Annotated in this window: 18 protein-coding genes, 1 tRNA gene and 1 pseudogene; 9 read left to right on the top strand and 11 right to left on the bottom strand. The window is 63.3% G+C overall.

All coding sequences use genetic code 11. The features are described from left to right. The first annotated feature begins 128 nt into the window (after window positions 1-128). From CLV29_RS13725 to CLV29_RS13735, 3 genes are all read left to right on the top strand, one after another. A complete protein-coding gene (locus tag CLV29_RS13725; RefSeq protein WP_166649281.1) occupies window positions 129-1,001 on the top strand; it encodes a helix-turn-helix domain-containing protein in 873 nt (290 codons plus the stop codon). Window positions 1,002-1,150: 149 nt separating this feature from the next. Next, window positions 1,151-1,600 carry a methyltransferase family protein gene (locus tag CLV29_RS13730; RefSeq protein ID WP_133755630.1) on the top strand — a complete coding sequence of 150 codons (450 nt, stop codon included), beginning with the start codon at window positions 1,151-1,153 and terminating at the stop codon, window positions 1,598-1,600. A 139-nt stretch (window positions 1,601-1,739) separates the two neighbouring features. Next, window positions 1,740-1,813, top strand: a tRNA-Gly gene (locus CLV29_RS13735). A gap of 11 nt (window positions 1,814-1,824) precedes the next feature. Here CLV29_RS13735 and CLV29_RS13740 read toward each other — a convergent pair. Genes CLV29_RS13740 through CLV29_RS13750 form a run of 3 tightly spaced genes read right to left on the bottom strand, consistent with a single transcriptional unit; the run spans window position 1,825 to window position 3,159 of the window. Beyond that, entirely contained in the window at window positions 1,825-2,427 is a 603-nt protein-coding gene (locus CLV29_RS13740; RefSeq protein WP_133755631.1) for a tyrosine-type recombinase/integrase, read from the bottom strand. After that, window positions 2,409-2,867, bottom strand: a complete 459-nt coding sequence (locus CLV29_RS13745) for a phage integrase SAM-like domain-containing protein (RefSeq protein WP_133755632.1) — start codon at window positions 2,865-2,867, stop codon at window positions 2,409-2,411. Before CLV29_RS13745 ends, CLV29_RS13740 begins: the two co-directional genes overlap by 19 nt. A 43-nt stretch (window positions 2,868-2,910) precedes the next feature. After that, window positions 2,911-3,159, bottom strand: coding sequence for a helix-turn-helix domain-containing protein (locus tag CLV29_RS13750; protein WP_341799773.1), 249 nt, complete (start codon window positions 3,157-3,159; stop codon window positions 2,911-2,913). A 39-nt stretch (window positions 3,160-3,198) separates the two neighbouring features. Here CLV29_RS13750 and CLV29_RS13755 point away from each other — a divergent pair, with 39 nt between their 5' ends. Together CLV29_RS13755 and CLV29_RS13760 are read left to right on the top strand one after the other, a co-directional pair. Continuing rightward, complete coding sequence (locus CLV29_RS13755; RefSeq protein ID WP_133755634.1) at window positions 3,199-3,714, top strand: hypothetical protein; 516 nt, start codon at window positions 3,199-3,201, stop codon at window positions 3,712-3,714. Window positions 3,715-3,739: 25 nt separating this feature from the next. Further along, window positions 3,740-4,687, top strand: a complete 948-nt coding sequence (locus tag CLV29_RS13760) for a hypothetical protein (RefSeq protein ID WP_133755635.1) — start codon at window positions 3,740-3,742, stop codon at window positions 4,685-4,687. A 304-nt stretch (window positions 4,688-4,991) separates the two neighbouring features. Here the strand turns inward: CLV29_RS13760 and CLV29_RS16275 are convergent, their stop codons facing one another. Beyond that, the gene (locus CLV29_RS16275; RefSeq protein WP_166649282.1) at window positions 4,992-5,951 is read right to left on the bottom strand and encodes a hypothetical protein; all 960 of its coding nucleotides are present in this window, start codon (window positions 5,949-5,951) and stop codon (window positions 4,992-4,994) included. Between the two features lie 357 nt (window positions 5,952-6,308). Continuing rightward, a complete protein-coding gene (locus CLV29_RS13770) occupies window positions 6,309-6,674 on the bottom strand; it encodes a hypothetical protein (RefSeq protein ID WP_133755637.1) in 366 nt (121 codons plus the stop codon). 285 nt (window positions 6,675-6,959) lie between these two features. Here CLV29_RS13770 and CLV29_RS13775 point away from each other — a divergent pair, with 285 nt between their 5' ends. Next, window positions 6,960-7,340, top strand: a complete 381-nt coding sequence (locus CLV29_RS13775; RefSeq protein ID WP_133755638.1) for a hypothetical protein — start codon at window positions 6,960-6,962, stop codon at window positions 7,338-7,340. 15 nt (window positions 7,341-7,355) lie between these two features. Further along, window positions 7,356-7,595: a hypothetical protein gene (locus CLV29_RS13780; protein ID WP_133755639.1), complete on the top strand. Its 240-nt coding sequence runs from the start codon at window positions 7,356-7,358 to the stop codon at window positions 7,593-7,595. A 595-nt stretch (window positions 7,596-8,190) separates the two neighbouring features. Here the strand turns inward: CLV29_RS13780 and CLV29_RS13785 are convergent. The 6 genes from CLV29_RS13785 to CLV29_RS13810 form a co-directional block, all read right to left on the bottom strand. Then, window positions 8,191-8,976: a hypothetical protein gene (locus CLV29_RS13785; RefSeq protein ID WP_133755640.1), complete on the bottom strand. Its 786-nt coding sequence runs from the start codon at window positions 8,974-8,976 to the stop codon at window positions 8,191-8,193. A 22-nt stretch (window positions 8,977-8,998) separates the two neighbouring features. Then, window positions 8,999-10,345: an ApeA N-terminal domain 1-containing protein gene (locus CLV29_RS13790; protein ID WP_133755641.1), complete on the bottom strand. Its 1,347-nt coding sequence runs from the start codon at window positions 10,343-10,345 to the stop codon at window positions 8,999-9,001. After that, entirely contained in the window at window positions 10,342-10,920 is a 579-nt protein-coding gene (locus CLV29_RS13795) for a recombinase family protein (protein WP_133755642.1), read from the bottom strand. The genes CLV29_RS13790 and CLV29_RS13795 overlap by 4 nt, the downstream gene beginning before the upstream one ends. A gap of 109 nt (window positions 10,921-11,029) precedes the next feature. Continuing rightward, window positions 11,030-11,953, bottom strand: coding sequence for a hypothetical protein (locus tag CLV29_RS13800; protein WP_133755643.1), 924 nt, complete (start codon window positions 11,951-11,953; stop codon window positions 11,030-11,032). A 212-nt stretch (window positions 11,954-12,165) separates the two neighbouring features. Continuing rightward, window positions 12,166-15,528: a type ISP restriction/modification enzyme gene (locus tag CLV29_RS13805; protein WP_208292961.1), complete on the bottom strand. Its 3,363-nt coding sequence runs from the start codon at window positions 15,526-15,528 to the stop codon at window positions 12,166-12,168. A 207-nt stretch (window positions 15,529-15,735) separates the two neighbouring features. Then, on the bottom strand, window positions 15,736-17,643 hold the full coding sequence (locus tag CLV29_RS13810; protein ID WP_133755644.1) for a helix-turn-helix domain-containing protein: 1,908 nt from the start codon (window positions 17,641-17,643) through the stop codon (window positions 15,736-15,738). A gap of 356 nt (window positions 17,644-17,999) precedes the next feature. Between CLV29_RS13810 and CLV29_RS13815 the strand changes: the two are divergent. Both CLV29_RS13815 and CLV29_RS13820 read left to right on the top strand, forming a co-directional pair. Further along, window positions 18,000-18,275, top strand: a pseudogene (locus CLV29_RS13815) (helix-turn-helix domain-containing protein); the annotation flags it as partial. Between the two features lie 45 nt (window positions 18,276-18,320). Next, a protein-coding gene (locus CLV29_RS13820; protein WP_133755645.1) for an IS3 family transposase occupies window positions 18,321-19,606 on the top strand; the annotation gives its coding sequence in 2 pieces (ribosomal slippage) (window positions 18,321-18,594 and window positions 18,594-19,606; 1,287 coding nt in all). The last annotated feature ends 26 nt before the right edge of the window (window positions 19,607-19,632 follow it).

A 19,632-nucleotide genomic window follows, 5' to 3' on the forward strand; every position in this document is an offset into this window, starting at 1 on the left:
CTGAGCGTCTCCAGGGGGTGACGTCGGTCATGGGTGAACCTGCCCGGTCGGTGGGTTCGGCGGCAGAAATGGTGTCTGGTGTGGCGCGTCAGCGTGTTCCTCCACCGGGCCGCGGTCAAGCTGGAGTAGTGGGTGCAGAGGGTTTGAACGGGGGCGAGGTTCTACGCGACCTGCGGCGTCGTTACCGGGTCTCGCAGGCACAGTTGTCGGCGATCTCCGGGGTCAGCGAGCGGACTGTCCGGAATCTGGAGAATCGGACGATCGTCTCTCCGCGCACCTCGACCCTGATGGCGATGGCCTCGGCGCTGGAGTTGCCGCCGGCAGAGGTCGAGGAGCTGTTGCGTGCCTGGGACGATGTCCGGGTCGGGCCGCCCTTCGCCGAGGCCAGTGTCGGGCAGCAGATGCATGCGGCGTTGCGGGAGCAGTTGCTGCGCAGCTTCCTGGACAAGCGGGTCGTCGTTGCCAACCGGTTGATTCGCGTCGGCGCCAACAAGCTGATCACCGAGGAGTTCTACCAGACCACGATCGAGGCGCTGAACGATGGCGTCGACACCCATTCGGTGCTGGCCCGGAGGATCCGGGACCACCAGGACATGGACCGTCTTCACTTCAACGACCTCGTGGGATGTTCGGTGAAGCGGCGACGCCTCGACCGGGAGGTCGACATGTTGATCGTCGACTTCGACCTCGGCCGAGAACTGCGTCTGGGCGAGACGATGGTGATCGCCTGGCGCGAGGTGAACGGGTGGGTCGCGGATCAGCAACCCGGCGGTCATGGGCCGGTCGATGAGCGGTACACGAATGCGTTCATGCGGCCGATCACCGCCTTGTCGATGCAGGTGGTGTTCGAGTGCGAGCCACCGACCTCGGCCTGGCAGCTGATGGGTCGTGAGCGGCTCGACCGTACCGAGGAACTGGCGGTAAACGACTACAACTCGGTCAGTACATCGTGGGTGAACGCGCGGCCGGGGCGGTTCGGGATCGGCTGGACCTGGGACTGAGGGCTACGAATCCTCTTGTGGGGATCCTCGGGGAGCTCTTCTTGTGGGGCTCGGGTCGTGTGTCCCATCGGGTTTGAGCTGGGGCCTGCCTGGCGCGAGTGGCGACTCCTTGGTGGTTCTAGGTACGGGCGACCTCGTAGGCTCAAGGCATGCAGAAGCCGATCGCACCGCCGCCCGTCCTGCTCGTCACCGCCGCCGCGGTACAGCTGCTGTTGGGCAAGAAGAAGAAGCCGAGCCGGTCGATCCTGCGCCGGGTGCTCGGGGGCAGTGCCGCGCTCGCCGGTGCCGGGCTGTTCGTCGCTGGTGGCGCCCAGTTGCTGGCCCGGTCGACCACCGTGGATCCCCGGGTGCCGGGTGAGAGCACGGAGCTGGTGACCGACGGGGTGTACGGCTACACCCGCAACCCGATCTACGTCGGCGATCTGTTGTTGCTGCTCGGGCTGGCGATCGGCCAGGGGAAGCTGATCAGCTACCTGCCGGTGGTGGCCTTCGCGGCGCTGATCGATCGGCGGCAGATCCCGCTGGAGGAGGCCGCACTGGCCGAGACCTTCGGCGACGACTTCAACGACTACGCCGAGCAGGTGCCGCGCTGGTTGTGATCCCCGTTCGCAGGCCGGGGTTGATTCTGACGCGTCTACACGCCAGCATCCGCCACTGGTCGGCGGTTGCCCGGTGAGGATCGGCTCGGTACGGATCGACCACGCGTCGAGCGTTCGCTACACTGGCGGCGCTGCACTCGCGGATGTAGTTCAATGGCAGAACATCAGCTTCCCAAGCTGAGAATGCGGGTTCGATTCCCGTCATCCGCTCCACTGCATCAGTGCTAGGTATTCGAGCCTTCACCTCCTCCCAATCGTTGGTCGTCCGGTACGACGCCTAGGTACGATTCGATCTGCGAGCGGGCCGACGAGAGGTGTCCGGGCGTCAGGTGCGAGTAGCGGTCCGTCATCCGGAGGTCGCTGTGCCCGGCGACGCTCCGGACGGTGGCCAGATCGATGCCCGCCTGTATCCAGGTCGAGATCGCGACCCCCCGGAGGTCGTGGAACCTCAGCCCGGGGAAGCCTGCGTCCGTGACGAGTTGGGTCCAGCCGACAGCCGTGCGGAAGTTGGAGTGATGGAGCCGTCCGCCCGGACGGGAGAACAGGAACTCTGTGGGGCGCCGAGAGGCGGTGAGCTTCCCGAGGATCCGAGCGGCCGGGGCGACGACAGGGACGGTCCGTGGCTCCTTGCTCTTCGGGTCTCCGATCTTTCCTCTGGAATGAGCTCGCTGAACCCGGAGGGTCTGCGCGGCAAGATCGACATCCTGTGGCTGGAGGGCTGTAAGTTCACCTGCTCTGAGACCAGTCAGGGCCGCCAGTCGGACATAGTCACCGTACAGGGGATCGATCCGCGCGCAGGCGGAGGCGATCATCTCGACCTGATCCATGGTGGGAACCCGATTGGTCGGGCTCGATCCTGGTCTGGGTGCCTTGACCTTCCGGATCGGGTGCTGTCGAGGAGACCGTCTTCGACGGCCTTGTTGAGGATTCGTGCGAGTGCAGATCTGGTCGTCCGCACTGCATCGTTTGACAGCCGGGCATTCCACCTTTCCTGCAGCCGGCGGATCAGCCGATCATCGATCTGGCGCAGGGGGACGTGTCCGAGATCGCCAAGCACCCGTTTCAGATTGCTCCGGTAGGTCGCCACCGAGGCCGGGGTCAGCTCCTCAAAGTACTTATCCTTCTTCTCGTCGAAGAACTCGGCGAGAGTGATCTGGTCTCCTGAGTGACGGCGCCGCTCCTTCTCCCGTTCGAGGCTCTCCCAAGCCAACGCATCGCGCTTGCGGTCGAAGTCCTTCGTGCGCTCGCGGCCCTCTCGCGTGTACACGCGGGCCTTCCATCGACCGTTGTCCCTGCGGCGGCTGACCATCTCAGGTCGCATCCCGCAGGTGTCGCTCGATGAACTCGTCGATGTCGCTGGGTCGGAAGAGCACGCGGGTGCCGATCCGCACACATGCCAGGGTCTTGCGCTGCGCTAGCTTCCGGACCATCCGAGGACTCAATCGGAGATTCTTCGCGACCTCATCGGCCGTTCGCAGTTCGTCCATTGGTCCTCGCTCTCGATTCTTACGAAGTCTAACAGATTCAAATACGTGGAACGAACATTGAGAATAATACATAGAGTTGATGTTGTGTCGGCTGACCGTTAGGCTCTGCTCATGGCTGACACTGTTGAGCTAGTGACTGGTGCAACCGTTGAGGGGCGGTTCGGCATTGCTCGGGGCAAGGCCAAGGACCTCGCGGCCGTTGGGCTGATCACGGTAAGAGGGAAGGCAGGCAGTCGGAATCTGTACTCACTGCACGAGGTGCGGTCGGTGATGGAACGGCCTTGGGTGCAGCCGCCCCACGGGTCCGCCTTCGTGGTGAAGGTGAACGCAGCTGGTTGGGATCCGGAAGCGTCTAGCGAGGACAAGGTCTCGATGGTGGCAGGTTGGTGGCCCTGTGCCGACCCGGATGCGTACGTTGGCCGGCCCATGCTGGTGGCCCACCAGAGTTTCATCCTCGCCGCGTACCGGATCACTGGCTACGAAACAGGCTACGGGCGGCGAAGGTTTGATCTTGAGCAGCCAGGTAGGGAATCTGCTCCGTTTCTTCTCAGCGCTGACCCAGTGGTCGGGCGTCGACTGCCAGCGCAGCGCGGGCCGATCAGCTATGGCTTGGAGTCGGAGGACTGAGATGCCAAGGGCCCGCAGGTACTGGATGGACCCTCAGAACTTCAATCGGGCAGGCAAGTCGCGCCGGTGGAACCAGATGAGCCGTGCCGAGCGCACGGCCTTCTACAAGAGGGCGTCAGTCAATCCGGAACTGCGTGCGCTGCACCCCGAAGCGTTCCCGTTCTCCGATACCGTCGGGGCGACCAAGGCTGCAGAGATCGCGGGCGTCAGCCGGAAGACGATCTGGCAGTGGTGCAATCAGGGAAGGTTCGACGGTGCCCTCAGGACCGAAGACGGGGACTGGCGCATCCCGATCACCGAGGCGCGGCGTCTCGGTTCCGGCCGTCCGTCCCGAAAGCAGGCGCCGTCCAAAGCGCAGCCAAGGCGGATCATTTCAGAGGTCTGGGCGCCTCGGCACGGGATCACTGGAGACATCCGTCAGCAGTTGCTCGACCGCCACCAGGACGCCCTGGCCGCCATGTGGCCGGGATGTTCTGTTCTCCGGACGGGGGCGGCTCTGAGCGTCGCCACACTCAACAGTCTTCAGGCCACAGTAGATGAGATGCGTGTAGACATTGCCGACAACCCGGACCTTGATCGGCCGCCGCCGAACGAGCCCCGCACAAAGCGTTTGGGGGATCTCCTGAGTGAGTGGGAGGAGATGATCGTGGAGTGGTCGAGGCTCCGTTCATTGGTGGCGGCGGACATCTATCGCCGATACGGCGAGTATCCCGGAATCTCCAACAAGGGCTGCAGGTCAAAGAGTGGACGGTTCGACGCGCCATGGCTGGTCTCGGACTTCGATCGCACCCTCGAGGAGCCTTCAGTGCCGTCAATGTCTTCTGATACGTCTCGGCACGAGGACTGGCACACAACTCTGTTGATCTTGTGCAGCCCGTTCACGGTGCTCGCCGATCCCGCCAAGGCTGTCGGCATCTTCCTTGACTACGAATCAGACGTCATCTGCGACGACGCAGCGAACAACGCACTCTGAATGCCTGCTCGCTCACGGGTACCTTCCAGCGGGCCCGGCGGCCGAAAGATGGGTAACGCGTCTCCAGAGCCCTTGGAGCAAGGATCAACTGGGCCTGTGGTGCCGCGACCTATCAACAAAGAAGGTCGCGTTCGCACGAAAACGCCGACCGCTGAACGTGTGCGCGGGCGAGTGGTGGTCAGGTCTCGCCTGTCCAGGCGACTCGTCTCTCGCTCTGTACGCGTTCAGAATCCCTCAGCGGCGATCTGACGCCATCGCGCCCCCTCGACGACGAACTAATAGAAGCTCGACTTCTGCGGCGCGCTCAGGGCGTCTCAGCGCTCTCGGTGAGATGGTCGAACCCGCGGGTCATCAGTCCGACCGCACCATCAAGAAGTTCCTGGGCCTCATCCATCCCTACCTTGATCGACTTCAGGCCGATGTATGAGTCGGTGTAGCCCTTCACCCATCTTCTCGGCACTCCGCGTGCGTCGGCAGCCTCGATCTTGGATCGCACTCGGATCAGGTCAGCCCTCAGGGGAGCGGCCGACTGATCGAATGCCACTCCCGCGGACTTCGCCGAGCCTTCCCAGAACGGCCCGAGCACCTCGAGGATGTCCAGCCAATCCTCCGGGGCGTCCCGATCTCCTGTGAGGTCGTTCGGGCCGACTACTACGCCCATGGTGAACTGGCACCGGTGGTCGAGCGGGTTCCGACTCCCCTCGAGCTGGCCGATGATGTGTCGTCCACCATCCATCACCGGAGACTGGACCAGGATTGACGGCCGTCCGCCATTCGTTCCCATCCTGTCGATGGACCAGCCAGAGGGAACGGAGGGCAGGTTGAGCGGCGCGAAGCGCCTCCGGACCTGACGGTTGCTGTCGTTCACTGCCTTGATGTCGGATGCGAGGAGCCTGGAATTCTCGAAGAGATCCAAGACAGAACTCCAGGTCAGTACAGGAATCAGCCCTTCAACCGGCTTCGCATCGATGGCCTCGTCAACCAAGAGGATGAGCGCGTCGAAGTGCTCCATCTCTCGCAGGATCTGCGTCTCAGTGATCTCGTGATCGAGCTTCGCCTCGATGCCAACCCTGGCGTCCATGTAGGAGAGCACCACGTCAGTGCTGGCCCTGCCGCGATCCTCGAGCGTGATCCCGTGCAGCTCACCGAGCTGCCGGCCCAGCAGTCCTTCGATCAGCTTGGTCATCGGCGCCGGGGCGAACCGGATCTCTGCCGCCAGCGCCCTGACAGCCATCGGTTCTGTGGTGAAGATGTGTGCGTCCATCGCTCCTCCTGAGGCTATTGGAGCACACCGCACCGACAGGAGTCATAGCTTCCCGGCGGGCGCCGGATCGACACTGGGGTGCGGAGCACCGAAGTGCTGAGCTTGGACGTTTCTCTGTGGGGCGACGAGTCAGAAGGATTCCAGATCGCAGTCAGACCTTGATCTTGAGAGGGCCATCAGGAGGGCGTTACCCTCGGACCGGTACAGGTTTCTCTGGATCCGCTCCAGATGATCAACATCGCATACCGGCTGGCGCACTTCGCAGCCTTGGTGTCGGTGCACATTCCCAGTACTGCCACCGTCCCGGGCTGACGCAGCCATTGAGGTCGATGAGGCCTTCTGTGTTGGGTCCCTCAGTCACATCTGTGCCAATCCCATCATCGCAGCAACCGGATCTTGATTGATGCACGCCGCCGGAAGTCTCTTCAGGTCCCAGACGACCCACAGTCTGGCGGACGACAGCCACTCGCCAGCCATCACGGCGGAGAAGGAACCGGCAGCGACAGCACCGCCGTCAATCGCCCTATGGGTTCGAGAACCGGCCTCGACCCAATCGGTGAAGCGCGGATCGTCGGCAACAAGCATCTCTGCCATACGGAGTGCCGCACACAGTGCTCCTACGGGAGTCGCGCCGATCATGATCGGCCCATGCTCAGCCAGCCCGGAGGCATGCCACATACCGGTCTCCCGGACCCACTCGACCCTGAAGTGCGGCGCACGCATCCCTGTCTCCTTAACGTGTCTTGTGAACGACGGCCCGAACGCTGTGCACGTCGGGCCGCCGCAGCCGTTCCCGAGACCTTCCGCAAGGAAGCTGCAAGCTCGGTGTGATCCCGTCATCTGAAGGTACTCGGAGAGGTATTGACAAGCACCGTGACGGGCGTCGGCTAGAACGATAGTAGCTCATAGAAACGTCTGCATTCCCTTACGTACAAGGAAAATGGAGGAGTCATGCGTCTGTTAATCATGATCATCTGGAACTAGAATAGCCGTAACGAAAAACCTTGGTTGGAGACGGTTCTGCAGATCATCTCCAGTCTGGCGAGAGGAACCATGATGACTTCTAGCAGCGACTTTTCAGTGAGAGTGGATCTGGGCACGGATGCCCGTGGACGGGACTCCGCTACTGCATTCACGGTGACCGTCGTCGGGAACGCCGTCGAGGTGCAGGTGAAGCACGGGTCGGCGGCAGCCGGCAGCGTCGTGGAGGTTCCCGAGCAGGTTGAGCATCGACGAGCGCTGCCGACCACGTCCACCAGGAAGGACCCGTGGCCGACAGTGACCGACCTCACCACCAGGAAGCAGGGAAAGGTTCGAAAGGCAAGAGCGAAGACGGACAGTGACCAGGCATCTCGTTGGCGTGACGATGAGATGTACGGCGACTTCTAGCAGAAGGAAAGCGGTATGAGAGACGATGAACGTCCGGAGGCGGACCGGATCCGAGACCCGCGGTCGAAAGCTGACCGTGAGCTCAGGCAGGTCTACGTGAACGGCCGAGGAACATCAGCAGACCGACTGCGCCTCAAGGCAGATCGTCAGCAGGCAGACTTCAACGCCGCATCGACGCGACTCTGGGTTGCCATCGGGATAGCCATCGTGGTCTTCGGACTGCTACTCAAAGGGTGTGAACTGCTTGTCGGATGACTGCCTATGCGCCGCCGCCGTGCCATCAGCCCCGAACCTCTCGCCGCGCCGCAGCCGTCCAGACGCTCGGCCACTATGAGTAGGAGTGGGGTGTCGGGGAGATGCGTCTACCCGATGCTCCTAGATCGGCGGGGGTGACGGTAGGCACGGGCATGGCGCTGACCATCTCGCACCGGAGGTTATGGGGTCCATCGCGTGGCCGACACACATCGTCACGGCCAGGATCGGCGGAACCGAGAATCCGGAGGGACGACGGCGTTCGAGGTGGAGCTGGTCCTGGCCGGATCACCCACAGTTTCACGGCATCTCGGATCTCCATCCGCCTGCTCCTCGATGATCATCGAGGAGCATCAGCTGTGCCTGATCAGAGCGTCCATGCGCGTTGCATACCAATAGGGGGAATCTAGAGGGCTCCTGAGATAGCCCGATATATATTGAGCGCTCTAAGAAGTGGGTACTCTGACGGGGACTCACGGTCTCGTATGTGCCCGAGTCGTCCACTGGGTGATTTTGCCACTACACGACGAATCATTCCTGATCACTGTCAGGCCAAGCTGCTCGGTGGGGCGCAGGCACCCTCGGACAGCACTTATGATCAGCGGATCGAGATTGCCGCGAACCCAGCAGCCAACAGCGCCACGGCTAGCGCACAACCCAACACTATGCCTAATGTGATGTAGCCAAGTCTGAGGGCTTCGGCTGCGAAGTTGTTTCGCCGGAATCGCTGCTGCTCAACTGCGACGTCGCCTAGACCGGCAGCGGCGAGCCCACCGGCGATCGACGAGACTACGAGCGCGAACGAGCCCGTCAGCACGGTGACTGCTTGTATGATGTCCCGTGAGATGTCCGGGATCAGTAGCAGGAGCGTACTCATCAAGGGCACTAGGTAACAGATGCCTGACGCCAGCAAGCACGTCGCGAGGGATCCGGCTCCCACCTTCACTAAGAGTGGACGGTTCGCTGCGATCACGTACCCGATGCGAAGGTCCTGCCTGGTCTCACAGAGACGCTGCAGGGAGTCGCCGAGCCGGATTCGGAGGGCTGTAATGCGCTGTACGCGTGACTCCGGGGCGTCGTTCCGGTCTCGACGCGGTGTCGCCTTTTCCCACTCCTTCCTCGCGGCTTTGTGATCCTCGCGCAGTCGCTTGATCGGCTCGGTGCGTACGTCCGATTCCACGACTGTCGTGAACGGTGAGGTTGGGTTTTGGGGACACCGAGCGAGCGCGTTTGTCAGGGCGTCGATCTCGGCCTCGATCCATGCCTGCATCTCGTCTAGCTCTGCCAGACGCTGGACCTTCCGCGCGTGAGTCCGGCTGCGCTGGAGGACATGCACAGTGAGTGCGGCTGCAGCCCCGATGAGTGCAGCGATCAGGGTGTACATACTGGCTTCCTTCCGACGGGAGTCAGTCGACGGTCTCCAGAAGGTCTCGCACGTGACCTCCGATCTCACGAATCTGGTGGTGGCGCAAAAAGGCAGAGCTGCATCGCCGACTCATCCCAGCCCTGTTCAGCATTGTCACGATCAGGAGAAGTTCTGCCGCGACATTCAAGATCCCTGAAGCGGCCCGACTGGTGGGGTGTTTCGCGCCGTTGTACGTGTCGGTGAACGCCCTTCCCCAGTCATCGACATCACCAACGAACTCCGCAAACGCAGGTCCGGCGTGACGAGCCAAAGCCGAGGCGAAAGTGTCGTGTTTGCTACGTTTCGATGTCCACTTCGGCGTACTTCCCCTGGACCTGCCTTCGGTCCTGCACTGTGTTACATACAGCTCGATCGCGGCGCCCAGTTGCAGGGTGCGCGCGGCCGTCCCCCGGCGCGCGCGATCTCGGACGCTGATGGCGTGCGATACATCTGGGTACTGCCGTGTCAGCGTGACCCACCGAGCAATCGATCGGGGATCGAGATCCTTCAACCTGAAGTAGGGCGCATCCGACGCGGCCGGGGGTGGGTCTTTCTGGGCCGCGTCGAGCAGGCTGTGATGCCAGAGACGGAGCCCATCACTGGCCGATTCACCCGGAGTGTGCACTGTTGCTGCAGTCGCCGGAAGAAAGGCGTCGTACGCCAGCGATACAAGGTCTTGAACCCGTGTGGCGATATCGATGTAGTCGCGAACGGATCCTGCCCGTCCATCCACGGACAGCTTCAGCGCCGAGGTGATCTCAACAGAGCTTCGGCGTGAATCGGCACTTCGGTACCAAGTGCCGGTCAGCCTGAGCCTGAGGGATCCGACCTTGCCGGCGTCTATGGAGTCGGTTGGTCGCAGCGCTACGTCGATTGATCGGCGCGATGTGGCTTGTTGCACGGTCAACTTCTCGTTCACCGGGTTCAGTCCTGCCCATGCCGGATTCGGGAACTCGACGGTGAGCTTGGTGATCTTGGTACTGAGTGACGCTGGGTTTGCCCCGGTGATCGCCGCAGGTCCTCGGTAGGTTCGTACCGATGGCTTCGAACCGCCGAGCTGGATCTGTCTGCGAGAGCGACGGACCTCGGGAAGGACGAACATCCCGGCCTCAGTCTGCCCAACGAGCCACAACTCTTCTAAGGACTCTGATCGGTCGAATTCCCGCATTGCTTGTTCGAGGTCCTGCTGTCCGGCGGGAACCATCACTCGTACTTCGATGCCATCGGTCAGGAGTCTGGCGTGCCCGGGAAGCGAGTCGGTGACATTCAGGGTCGTACTGCGGTCGCTGCGGGTGAGCACCCAAAAAATGCCCATGACGCCTTCTCGAAGTTCCTCCTCGCCCCTCATCCTGCGATCCTTGCGTAGTAGGTGCTCCGAGATACGCCGACTTGTCGACACGCCTTTGTCACCGTGAGGCCATCACCTACAAGTGCTTGAGCCGCTTCGAGCTTCGTGTCGTCGATGGAGCGTCTGCCTCGATATACTCCGCGTTCCTTGGCTAGGGCGATGCCCTCGCGCTGACGCTCCCGGATGATGGCTCGCTCGAACTCAGCGATGCTTCCCATCACCCCTAGGAGCAGGCGGGCGGTGGGGTCGCTCTGACCGGGATGGAAGGCGAGCCCTTCCTTGAGGAACTGGACGCCGACACCACGATCGGTGAGTCCGTCAACCAGGGAGTGCAGGTCAGCGGTGGACCGAGCCAGACGGTCCATCGAGGACACGATGACCTGGTCCCCGTCGCGGACATAGGCCAGGAGTTCCTCAAGTGCCGGCCGGTCCGTCGTGGAGCCGGAGACGTGATCGGTGAAGATCCGGTCGGCGGACTCACCGATCGCCTCGACCTGGCGGGCGGGATTCTGATCCGCCGAGGAGACCCGGACGTAGGCGACCCGCTGCCCCTTGCCCTCGATGTGTTCAGGCATGTCTTGACCCTCTCGACAGATCTGTCTATCTACGTCGAGAGCGACTCTAGATAGACGGTCTGACACCTCGAGGGAGGTGCCTAGTTGAAGTAGGCCCTAGATGGACGGCCTAGGTCTTGGCCGGTGCGGGAGCGAGGTCCAGCAGCGTGATGCCTTCGTCAGGCACTCCGCGGCTCCAGACCATCGATCGAGTTCCCAAGTGCGCCATCTCTTTCGGAAGGACGCCTAGCGTCGGTTCGAGTTCTGCCAGCGCCTTGTGCTCCCATGGCGTCATCTGACGGGTGACGGCGAACATTGCCACCGTCTCGCCGTTGTCCAGAACCATCCCCCCGAGGAAGTAAGCCAGCGCGGGGTCACCGTCCCAGAGGTGCCCGAGATCGAGCCATCCCGACCCCGATTTCTCGCACATGGCGACGGTGAGCTCGACGATGTCGTTCGCGCCCTGCGGTGCCTCGATCCAGACATCGGATTCCTCGGTTGATCCAGGGATCGCGCGCAGGTGCGATCGCGGCACGAGGATCCTGAGTGCTCGGATCCATCCCGACTCTGCGGCGTCGGGACGGCGCCATCGATGCATCAACCTGCCGGAAGGCTCCTCTCCGGTCTCAAGATGTCGATGCATGACGTTCGGATGCTCTGCCGGGTTGACGTACTGGAACCGCCAGTCACCGGACCCGTGGAGGCTGAGCTTGGCCTCGGATGCGGTTTTCCGACTGCCGATGTACACGTCGTTCTTCTTGGCCCACACCCTCCAGATCGTGGCGCGGTTCTGTTGGCTCCCCACGGCGGCGCGGATTGCCTGAGGGGCGGACCTCCAGTGATGAATCCGCCACGCCTCCGGGGCTCCATTGCTCCAGAGGACGCCGACGCGAGTGGCGTGGTTCTTGGGTCCGATCACCGCCGAGTCCGCCACTGCTGCAGCGATCTCGTAGTCACCAGGTGGTACTGGTAGGGACAGGTTGGAGCCGTCGGTGTCGAGGATCGTGGTCTCGTCCTCGGTGACTACCACCAGCGGTGACGAAGGGGTGCTCATCGGGGAATCTTGATCTTGGCCGGGCGGCCTCCCGCGCTCATCGGAACCTCCTTGGGTCGTTTCGGCGAGGTACTACCTCGTTCGGATCTGACGACGAGTCTTCCGGATCGGCCGAGAGCGCGGCGCCTGCTACCGTGCGTTCGGGCGGTACCGCGGTGGCCGGATCATTTTGATGCCCGATGGCGCGAGCTGCCGCGCGGGTAGGACCGCAGCTAGCCAAACAACGTATCCGGGTCAGACGGCACCTCCGCGCCGGTCGTTGGCTTGCCCGCCTTCTTGCGTATGTCAGCGGACACCGGGAGCACACCCGCGACTGTGAGATCGGTGACGGTGACGAAGTTGCTTCGGGCGATGATCGCGTCGAGCAATTCTGCCTGCTCGGTGTGGACCTCCGTCAGAAGAGTAAGCACGTGAAGAAGATCGATCAGGTCGGTCGTGTACTCCGGCAGCCAGTGGTCGACTTGGAGATCCGACAACGGGCTGTTGCGCCGGGCGCCCATCGCGGGACGATGCCGGTCTCGCCGACGGTACGAAAACCACTGCTGGATGATCTCCCGGTTGCCCACCGAGTAGTTCCACACCTCAGGGACGACAGGTCCGATTTGTCCGGCGCCGATGTAGAGCCGGTGGTGGTCGGGATCGAACGTGATTTCGTCCGGCATTCCTTCTGCGTCAGCAGGAATCGGGTACTCGGCAAGCACTTTCGGCGCCCGGTCGGCCGGAAGGCGCGGGGAACCCGGAGGACGACCCGCTTCTGCGCTCACGAACCGAGTTCCGTACGAGTGAAGCCAGATCACCCGCCTCCCGAGCTCGACAGCCTCGTTGAACAGATCAGCGTCAGCCACAACTGGCACGCGTATGCCAGGAGATTCGAGGTCGTCAGAGAACTTGGTCGCGTATGCGGGGTGGGAGACGATGCCTGCGACGTAGGCCATAACGTCGGGCCCCTGCACCGACTGACTCAGTCGATCGGACAGCGCAGTGAGCAGATTAGGTGTCGTGTTCGCAATGGTCCCCGCGGCGTCCCGCCACATTGGCCAAACGCGGCCACCAAAACTCCCTTGGTAGTGGTCAAGGTCGGGAATGTGGGCGCTGAAGCTCGCCGCCACATTGCCGGGGCTGTTCCTGGTGAAAGCGGTCAGGTACACCTGCGAGTCGCCGTAGACTCGCCATAGTGTGGGGTTAGGTCGGTTGATGAGACGCTTGTCAGGAATGATCCACTGACGGTCCAACGAGCGGTATCCGTAGCGGACCGGCTGCGGCACGGGACCGGTCTCCGATCCGATGCTGTTCGCCGGAGCGGGGTAGCCTGGCAAGCCGTCTGATAGCTCGGTGTTGACGGTCCGGTCGGCATGCTCTTGGAGGAGTTCAGGTTTGCGGCCCTGGGGAGCCCCAGTGAAGGCATTCCATCGATCGGTAAGGGTCTGCCGATCGGGGGCCACGGGCCAGGTGCGCCCCAGCATGGTTCCGGATCCATCGTACAGGAACAGGTCCTCCAGGCTTGGGTACGAACTCCATTCCGCAGCGGCGGCCGGCCAGAACGGATCGTAGGGCGACGTGCCCGCGAGCTCCCATCCGGAATCCGCATCGGCGGCGTCCAAGCTGATTGACTTCAGTTCGACGAACTTCTCTTTCCGCGGGCCACTCTGCAGCGACCGGTAGTACACCGTGGCTGGCCCGTCCCCCGTACTGCCGTCACGGACGGCGAGGGTGATACAGATGGGCTGCTGCACACCTTGGAAGATCCGAGTGGAGTGAGGTGGCTGGTGTCCTTCGGGCGAGCAGTCGATGATGTAGACCGCGTCCGCGCGTTCGCGGAGGTAGGCACGCATCTGCGAGAACCCCGGGCCACCGAGGAAGCCCGCGACGGTAATGAAGCAGACAATCCCGCGGCCGTCGTCGATCCCGCCGTCTTCGAGCGGCTGATCGAAAACCTTGTCGGTGGCCCATCGCCAGAAGTACACGTACGGGTTGTAGAGATGCTTCACGTGCGCGCCGACGCCGACCTGCGGGTCCGGTATGAACCGCCTGAGCGGTGCCGGCCGGCTCACGCCGCCCTGCTCGACGAATCCCCCCTGTCCCTTGCTCCGCTCCTTGTACGGAGGATTGCCCAGGACCACCATGACGGGTTCCTTCGCCTTGACTTCGTTGGCGTCCCGTCGTGACTGAGCGATGGGCTCGTACCAGTTGCCCAGCTTGGTGACCTCGACCAGCGGGTCATCGAGAGTGTTGGTGACGTAGGTGCGGAGGCCGCTAAGCGCAGAGTCTGGGGCGTGGAGCTCGTTGAGCTCGGCCAGCAGTCGTAGCTGCGCCACCGCGTAGGGCCCCATCTGCAGTTCGAATCCGATGATGCGGCTGACGGTGTCGGCGAGTGCTCCGGGGACCGCGCCGGGACCTTGCTCGTCGGAGACGTGCTCAGCGATCCGTCTGAGAACCTCCAGGAGGTAGGTGCCGGTGCCCAACGCTGGATCCAGCACCTTCACACCGGGGTCGGCGAGCCCGCCCGAGATGTTCAGACGGGAGACGAGCGCTTCATCGACCAGTCGCGTCATTTCCGAGACGACCTCGACCGGCGTGTAGTAGGAACCGGTCTTCTTTCGCAGCTCGGGGTCGTACTCAGCAAGGAACTCCTCGTAGAAGTACAGCCAGGCTTCGGGGTTCCCCTTGGACAACTTGGGCCAATCAACAACCGACAGGGTTCGCGTGAGCGTCGCCACCGACGTCTGCAAGGCGTCGTGGGCCAACTGGCCTTCGGTGAGGATGCGAAGCGCGGTGCCGACCAGCGTGTACTTCTCGGCCGCGAGCTTTGTCGCCGCCGCTGCTACACCGTCCGTCAGGTCGATGTTGCGGACCCGGGCCATCAGTAGACCGAAGGTGACGGCTTGTGCATAGGAGTCCGCAAACTCTTCGTCGGACGCGTCCGGAAACAGAAGCTGCCGCCAGTCGTAGGCCAACCCGAGCAGATCTGAATTCTTAGCGGTGAGCTGTTCGGTGACCTCGTCACGGAGGAGCCGACACAGACGGGCGGCCGTGTGAGCGAGCTGGCTCGGCCTTGCCGGGGGCTGTGGCGACCAGGTAAGAAAGTCAGCTACGAGACCCGGCAACCCGGTGGGCGCCTCGAGCTTGGAACCCGAGATGTTCACGTCACCGTCCAACTTTTGCACCGTGCCCTGTAGCTCTCCGAACCTCCAGACGGAGAACTCGTTGCCGTCGGTGTACATCAAGTTGGGCAGCGCAGAGAGCTTGGCCCATTGATTCTTGTCGTGTTTGTCCGTGAACCTACGTGGGTCGGCACCCTTTCCGGGGGCCTTGAGCTCAACGAACCCGACCAAGACGCCCGACAGAGTGACCGCGAAGTCAGGTCGCACCTGCAACTCGGAGAGCGCCGATTCGCCCACCAGCACGAGTGCATCCGTGTCCTGACCGCCCAGACCCGTCAGAGCCCGAAGATAGTTCTCGATCGGACCGCGCAGCTGATCCTCGGCTTGACCGGACACCGCAGGAGAGAGCAGCTTAGCCTTCGCCGCTTTCCCGTACTCCGCCGTCGCCGTCTGCAGATTGGTAGGAGGCGCCACGAAGCGAGCATAACTGAGGGTGCCGACAGGCCCGCCGTCAAGAGTCTCGTGTGTCTGTCTCTCCCATGGGAACTGATCCCGGTCGCTCGCGCGCGAGGGGCGTCATGACTGGACAGAGCTTCTGAGGATGCGTTACCTCCGGAACTCTCAAAGCGATTAGAAGGTAACGCACTTCCGCGAGCCCCTCGGTGTCTGTTGATCAATTGATCAATCCACCCGCTGTATCACGAGTTGTTTGAGTCGGTCCACCTCGTCCTCGGAGATGATCATCTGGCCGCCCGGTGTGTGCACGACGCGGGCAACGTTGATGCTGATCCAGCGGTAGAGAGTGGGCTTGCTGACTCCGATCTCCTGTGCTGCTCGGGGAATCGGCAGGTATCCGGTCCGTTCACTCATTGGTATCTCCTTCGTTTGGCGGGCCGCGGGTGTCATTGATCGTGAATCGAGAGCTTCGGACGGCGGTCCGGATCGCGTGGCCGTTGATCGAAGGGGAGCCTTGCGCCCGATCGGACTGCCGGAGAATGCCGAGCTGCAGGACGCCTCATTGACTGAGATCACTCGTTTTCCATTTTTCGCGCGATGGGTAGGTATACCAGGGGGACGACCAGCATTTGGGGTATGAAGTGAGCCATGGGGCTTCCTAGGAGCCCGAGGATTCTGGCTCCTGACCTCGCTCTGGCAGGTACCGGTGTCGTCGTGGCCGAGCTGATCATCCTCGGCGGCGGCACGGGTGAGCCAGCGGTGGATCGTGGACACGCACTTGCCGGTCCGGTCAGCGATCTGCTGAAGTGTCATGCCTTGAGCGCGGCACATGACGGCATCTGCGATCAGGGTGTTCCGGGCGACCTGCTTCGATGTCGGGCTGGAGATGGATGCTTCCCGGAGCCTGGCGCGGACCGATGATTCAGATCGGCACACTCGTGCTGATATCTCGGCTCGCGTCGCACCGTCCTCCGCCATGGCTCGGATCCTCGCAGCGGTCAGTTCGGCTTCCGCCGACTGGGTCTGCCGGCCTCGTGTGAGCCCTCGCAGGCGGACCTCCGCTGCACTGGGCTGGGCGGATCGGGTGAGGCCACCCCGTCTCCGCTCCTCGTCCGTGTATGACGCACCGATGCTGCCCGCAGCGAACCGTCGGTGTCGCTCTATCCATTGTTCTGAGCTGCACCGTCTCGTGACCGAACGTGCGATGCCGTACACCTCCACCAGGCTGAGGGGTCCCCGGGAGTCGACGGCCTTGAGGGCCGCGTTGTCCTTGAGGAGGGACTGGGCCACAGCGGTCTCCTGAACCGTCCGGCCTGCTGCAGCCTGATCCATGAACCTCCGGATCGCGGCCCGGAACAGTGAGCTGTTGCGCTTGACCTGCCCCGGTGTGGGGTGAGTGAGCCACTCGATGCCTTCGATCACGGCGACGGGATGTTCGTGGCGCGGAGGCTGGCGGTCTGTGGCGGGCACTGGTGCCGGGGATCCGGACGCTTTGGTGCCGTGACGGCCGGGGCCAGGCACTGGGACGCCGGCCTCCTCGCAGGCTTCGGCAAGCTGAGTGAGAGTGACCTTGGCTGTGTGGAGGTAGCGGGTGTAGTAGTCAGGGCCGCGATGAAACGGATTGCGCATCAAGCAGTCGGTGTATCCAGGGTCGCAGTGCAGGACCGTGCGCATGGTGTCGACGACACGACGGAAGAAGCCGCTCTGTCTCGGCTCATCCTTACGGACAGGCTGACGGAGCAGCCAGGTCGCGTGATATCTGCCGATGTCGCCACATACGCGAACCGAGAGGAGGTTCGGGGGGATCGGAAACTCTTCGAGCAGGCCGGCCATCATTGGCTCGTCGCACTCGACCGTTATGAACGCAGCAAACTTGGGCCCGTTCAGCCGCAACCAGGGGAACTGTGAGATGGCCTCGATGGCGCCGGGCTGCCGTCGGACGCGGATCTCCCGCTCGCCAGACTTGCTCACAGTGGCTGTGCCCACCATCATCGGCGCGGAGCCCGGACTGTAATGCTGGAGGACCGCGAGAAGTTCGTCGTCACTGATCCTCAGGTCTGGATCCGGGTGCAGCGGGTCAGGCCAGAGGATCTCGTCCGGGTCAGGGGGAACATCTCGTGTCCACTCCGCCATCGCGACGGCTCTGACCTGGCACGATGCCTGGCACGATCCTCCGTGCCGGGAGCGGTCCTAGACCACGGATCGGTGCGTCCGATTCCAGCAATTCCGCCAGTTCTCAGTCAGGCGTTGAATTCCCAAGCTGAGAATGCGGGTTCGATTCCCGTCATCCGCTCCAGATCCTCTCCCCTAGTCAGAGTCACTTTCACCGCTCAGCTTCTTCGTCCGGCCGGCTTGCTGATGTACGACCGATGTACGACCGCCCTCATCTGGCGGGGCTGACGGCTTCATCGAGTCGGTATCGGTATCTGGTGAGGGCGCGCCGTCAACAGCTAGTTGACCGTCCGCGGTCGTGACCGGCACCTGAGGTCGATGGTCGTCCGATCGCTCATGTCGCTGCTGAGGCCGGAATTGCCCGCTCCACTGTGACCAAATGGGTGCAGCGCTATCGCCTGGACGGTCCCGAAGCGTTGGTTGATCGGTCCAGTGCCCCACACAGGCGCCCGTCGCGGCTTGCGGTCGAGGTGATCGAGCTGATCGATGCCTGGCGACGCGATCACAAGTGGTCGGCCCGCAGGATCACGGCCGAACTCGCCGACCAGGGCCACCACCACAGTGTCCGCACGATCGACCGGTGGCTGAAGCGCCCCAGGTTTGATGCCGCATCCTTTTGAGTTGGAAGGATGTATGTCATGCCGAAGAAGATCGATCCCGCCCTCCGTGACCGGGCGGTGCGGCTGGTGCGTGAGCACCGGTCGGAGTATCCGTCGTTGACGGCCGCGTCAGCGGCCGTTGCCCGCCAGGTCGGCGTCGGCCACGAGTCCGTGCGCCGGTGGGTGCTGCAAGCCGATATCGACGACGGCACCCGCGACGGGATCACCAGCGTCGAGCATGCCGAGATCAAGCGGCTCAAAGCCGAGAACAGTCGTCTGCGTGAGGATGTCGCGATCCTGCGCGCGGCGACGACTTTCTTCGCGGGGGAACTCGACCCCCGCAACCGTTGATGCTGGGTTTCATCGACACGATGAGAGCGGAAGGTCACGCGGTCGAGTCGATCATCCGGGTCCTGCGTGAGCAGGGCGTGAAGATCGCCGCGCGCACCTATCGAGCCCACCGGCAAGGCGTCGTCGCAGCGCGGACGATCACGGACGCGCAAGTCCACGACGCGGTCCGAGCGGCCGCGTGGACGACTGTTGAGATCGCGGGCCGGCCGCTGAGGAAGCTGACGCCGGAGGGCCTTTACGGGCGACGAAAGATGACCGCGCTGATCCGGCGCACCACGATCCCGGGCGCGTCGCGAGGCGCGGTCGACCGGGCCATGCGCGCCCTCGGCCTGTCGGGAATCCGCCGCGACAAAGGCATCCGCACCACGATCCCCGCCAAAGACGGGATCCGTGCCGGCGACCTGCTGAACCGCGACTTCACCGCGCCGCGCCCGGATCACACCTGGGTGATGGACTTCACCTACTGCCGCACCTGGGCCGGATGGGTCTACGTCGCGTTCATCGTCGACGTCTACTCGCAACGCATCGTCGCCTGGCATGCGCAGACCACCAAGCACGTCGAGCTGGTCATGATCCCGCTGCGCATGGCGCTCTGGGAACGAGCGCGTGACGGGCACCCGGTCCAGCCGAAGCAGCTGCGGGCACATTCGGACGCCGGGTCTCAATACGTCTCGCTGGCCTACACCGACAAGCTCGCGCTCGACGGCATCGCACCCTCGATCGGGTCCGTCGGCGACGCGTTCGACAACGCCCTCATGGAGACCATCAACGGGCTCTACAAAGCCGAGTGCATCCGCACGACGGTGTTCCACGACGGACCGTATCGGACGATCGCGGACGTCGAGTTCGCGACCGCCGGCTGGGTCGACTGGTACAACACTCGTAGGCTTCACTCGAGCCTCGGCTACGTCCCACCCGCCGAGTTCGAGCACGCCCACTACGCAGCCCTCACCCGAGAGCCGCAACCCGCATAGGAGCGGCAAGAAACCTGGGTCGCTTC

The organism is Naumannella halotolerans (assembly GCF_004364645.1).
GTDB classification, from domain to species: domain Bacteria; phylum Actinomycetota; class Actinomycetes; order Propionibacteriales; family Propionibacteriaceae; genus Naumannella; species Naumannella halotolerans.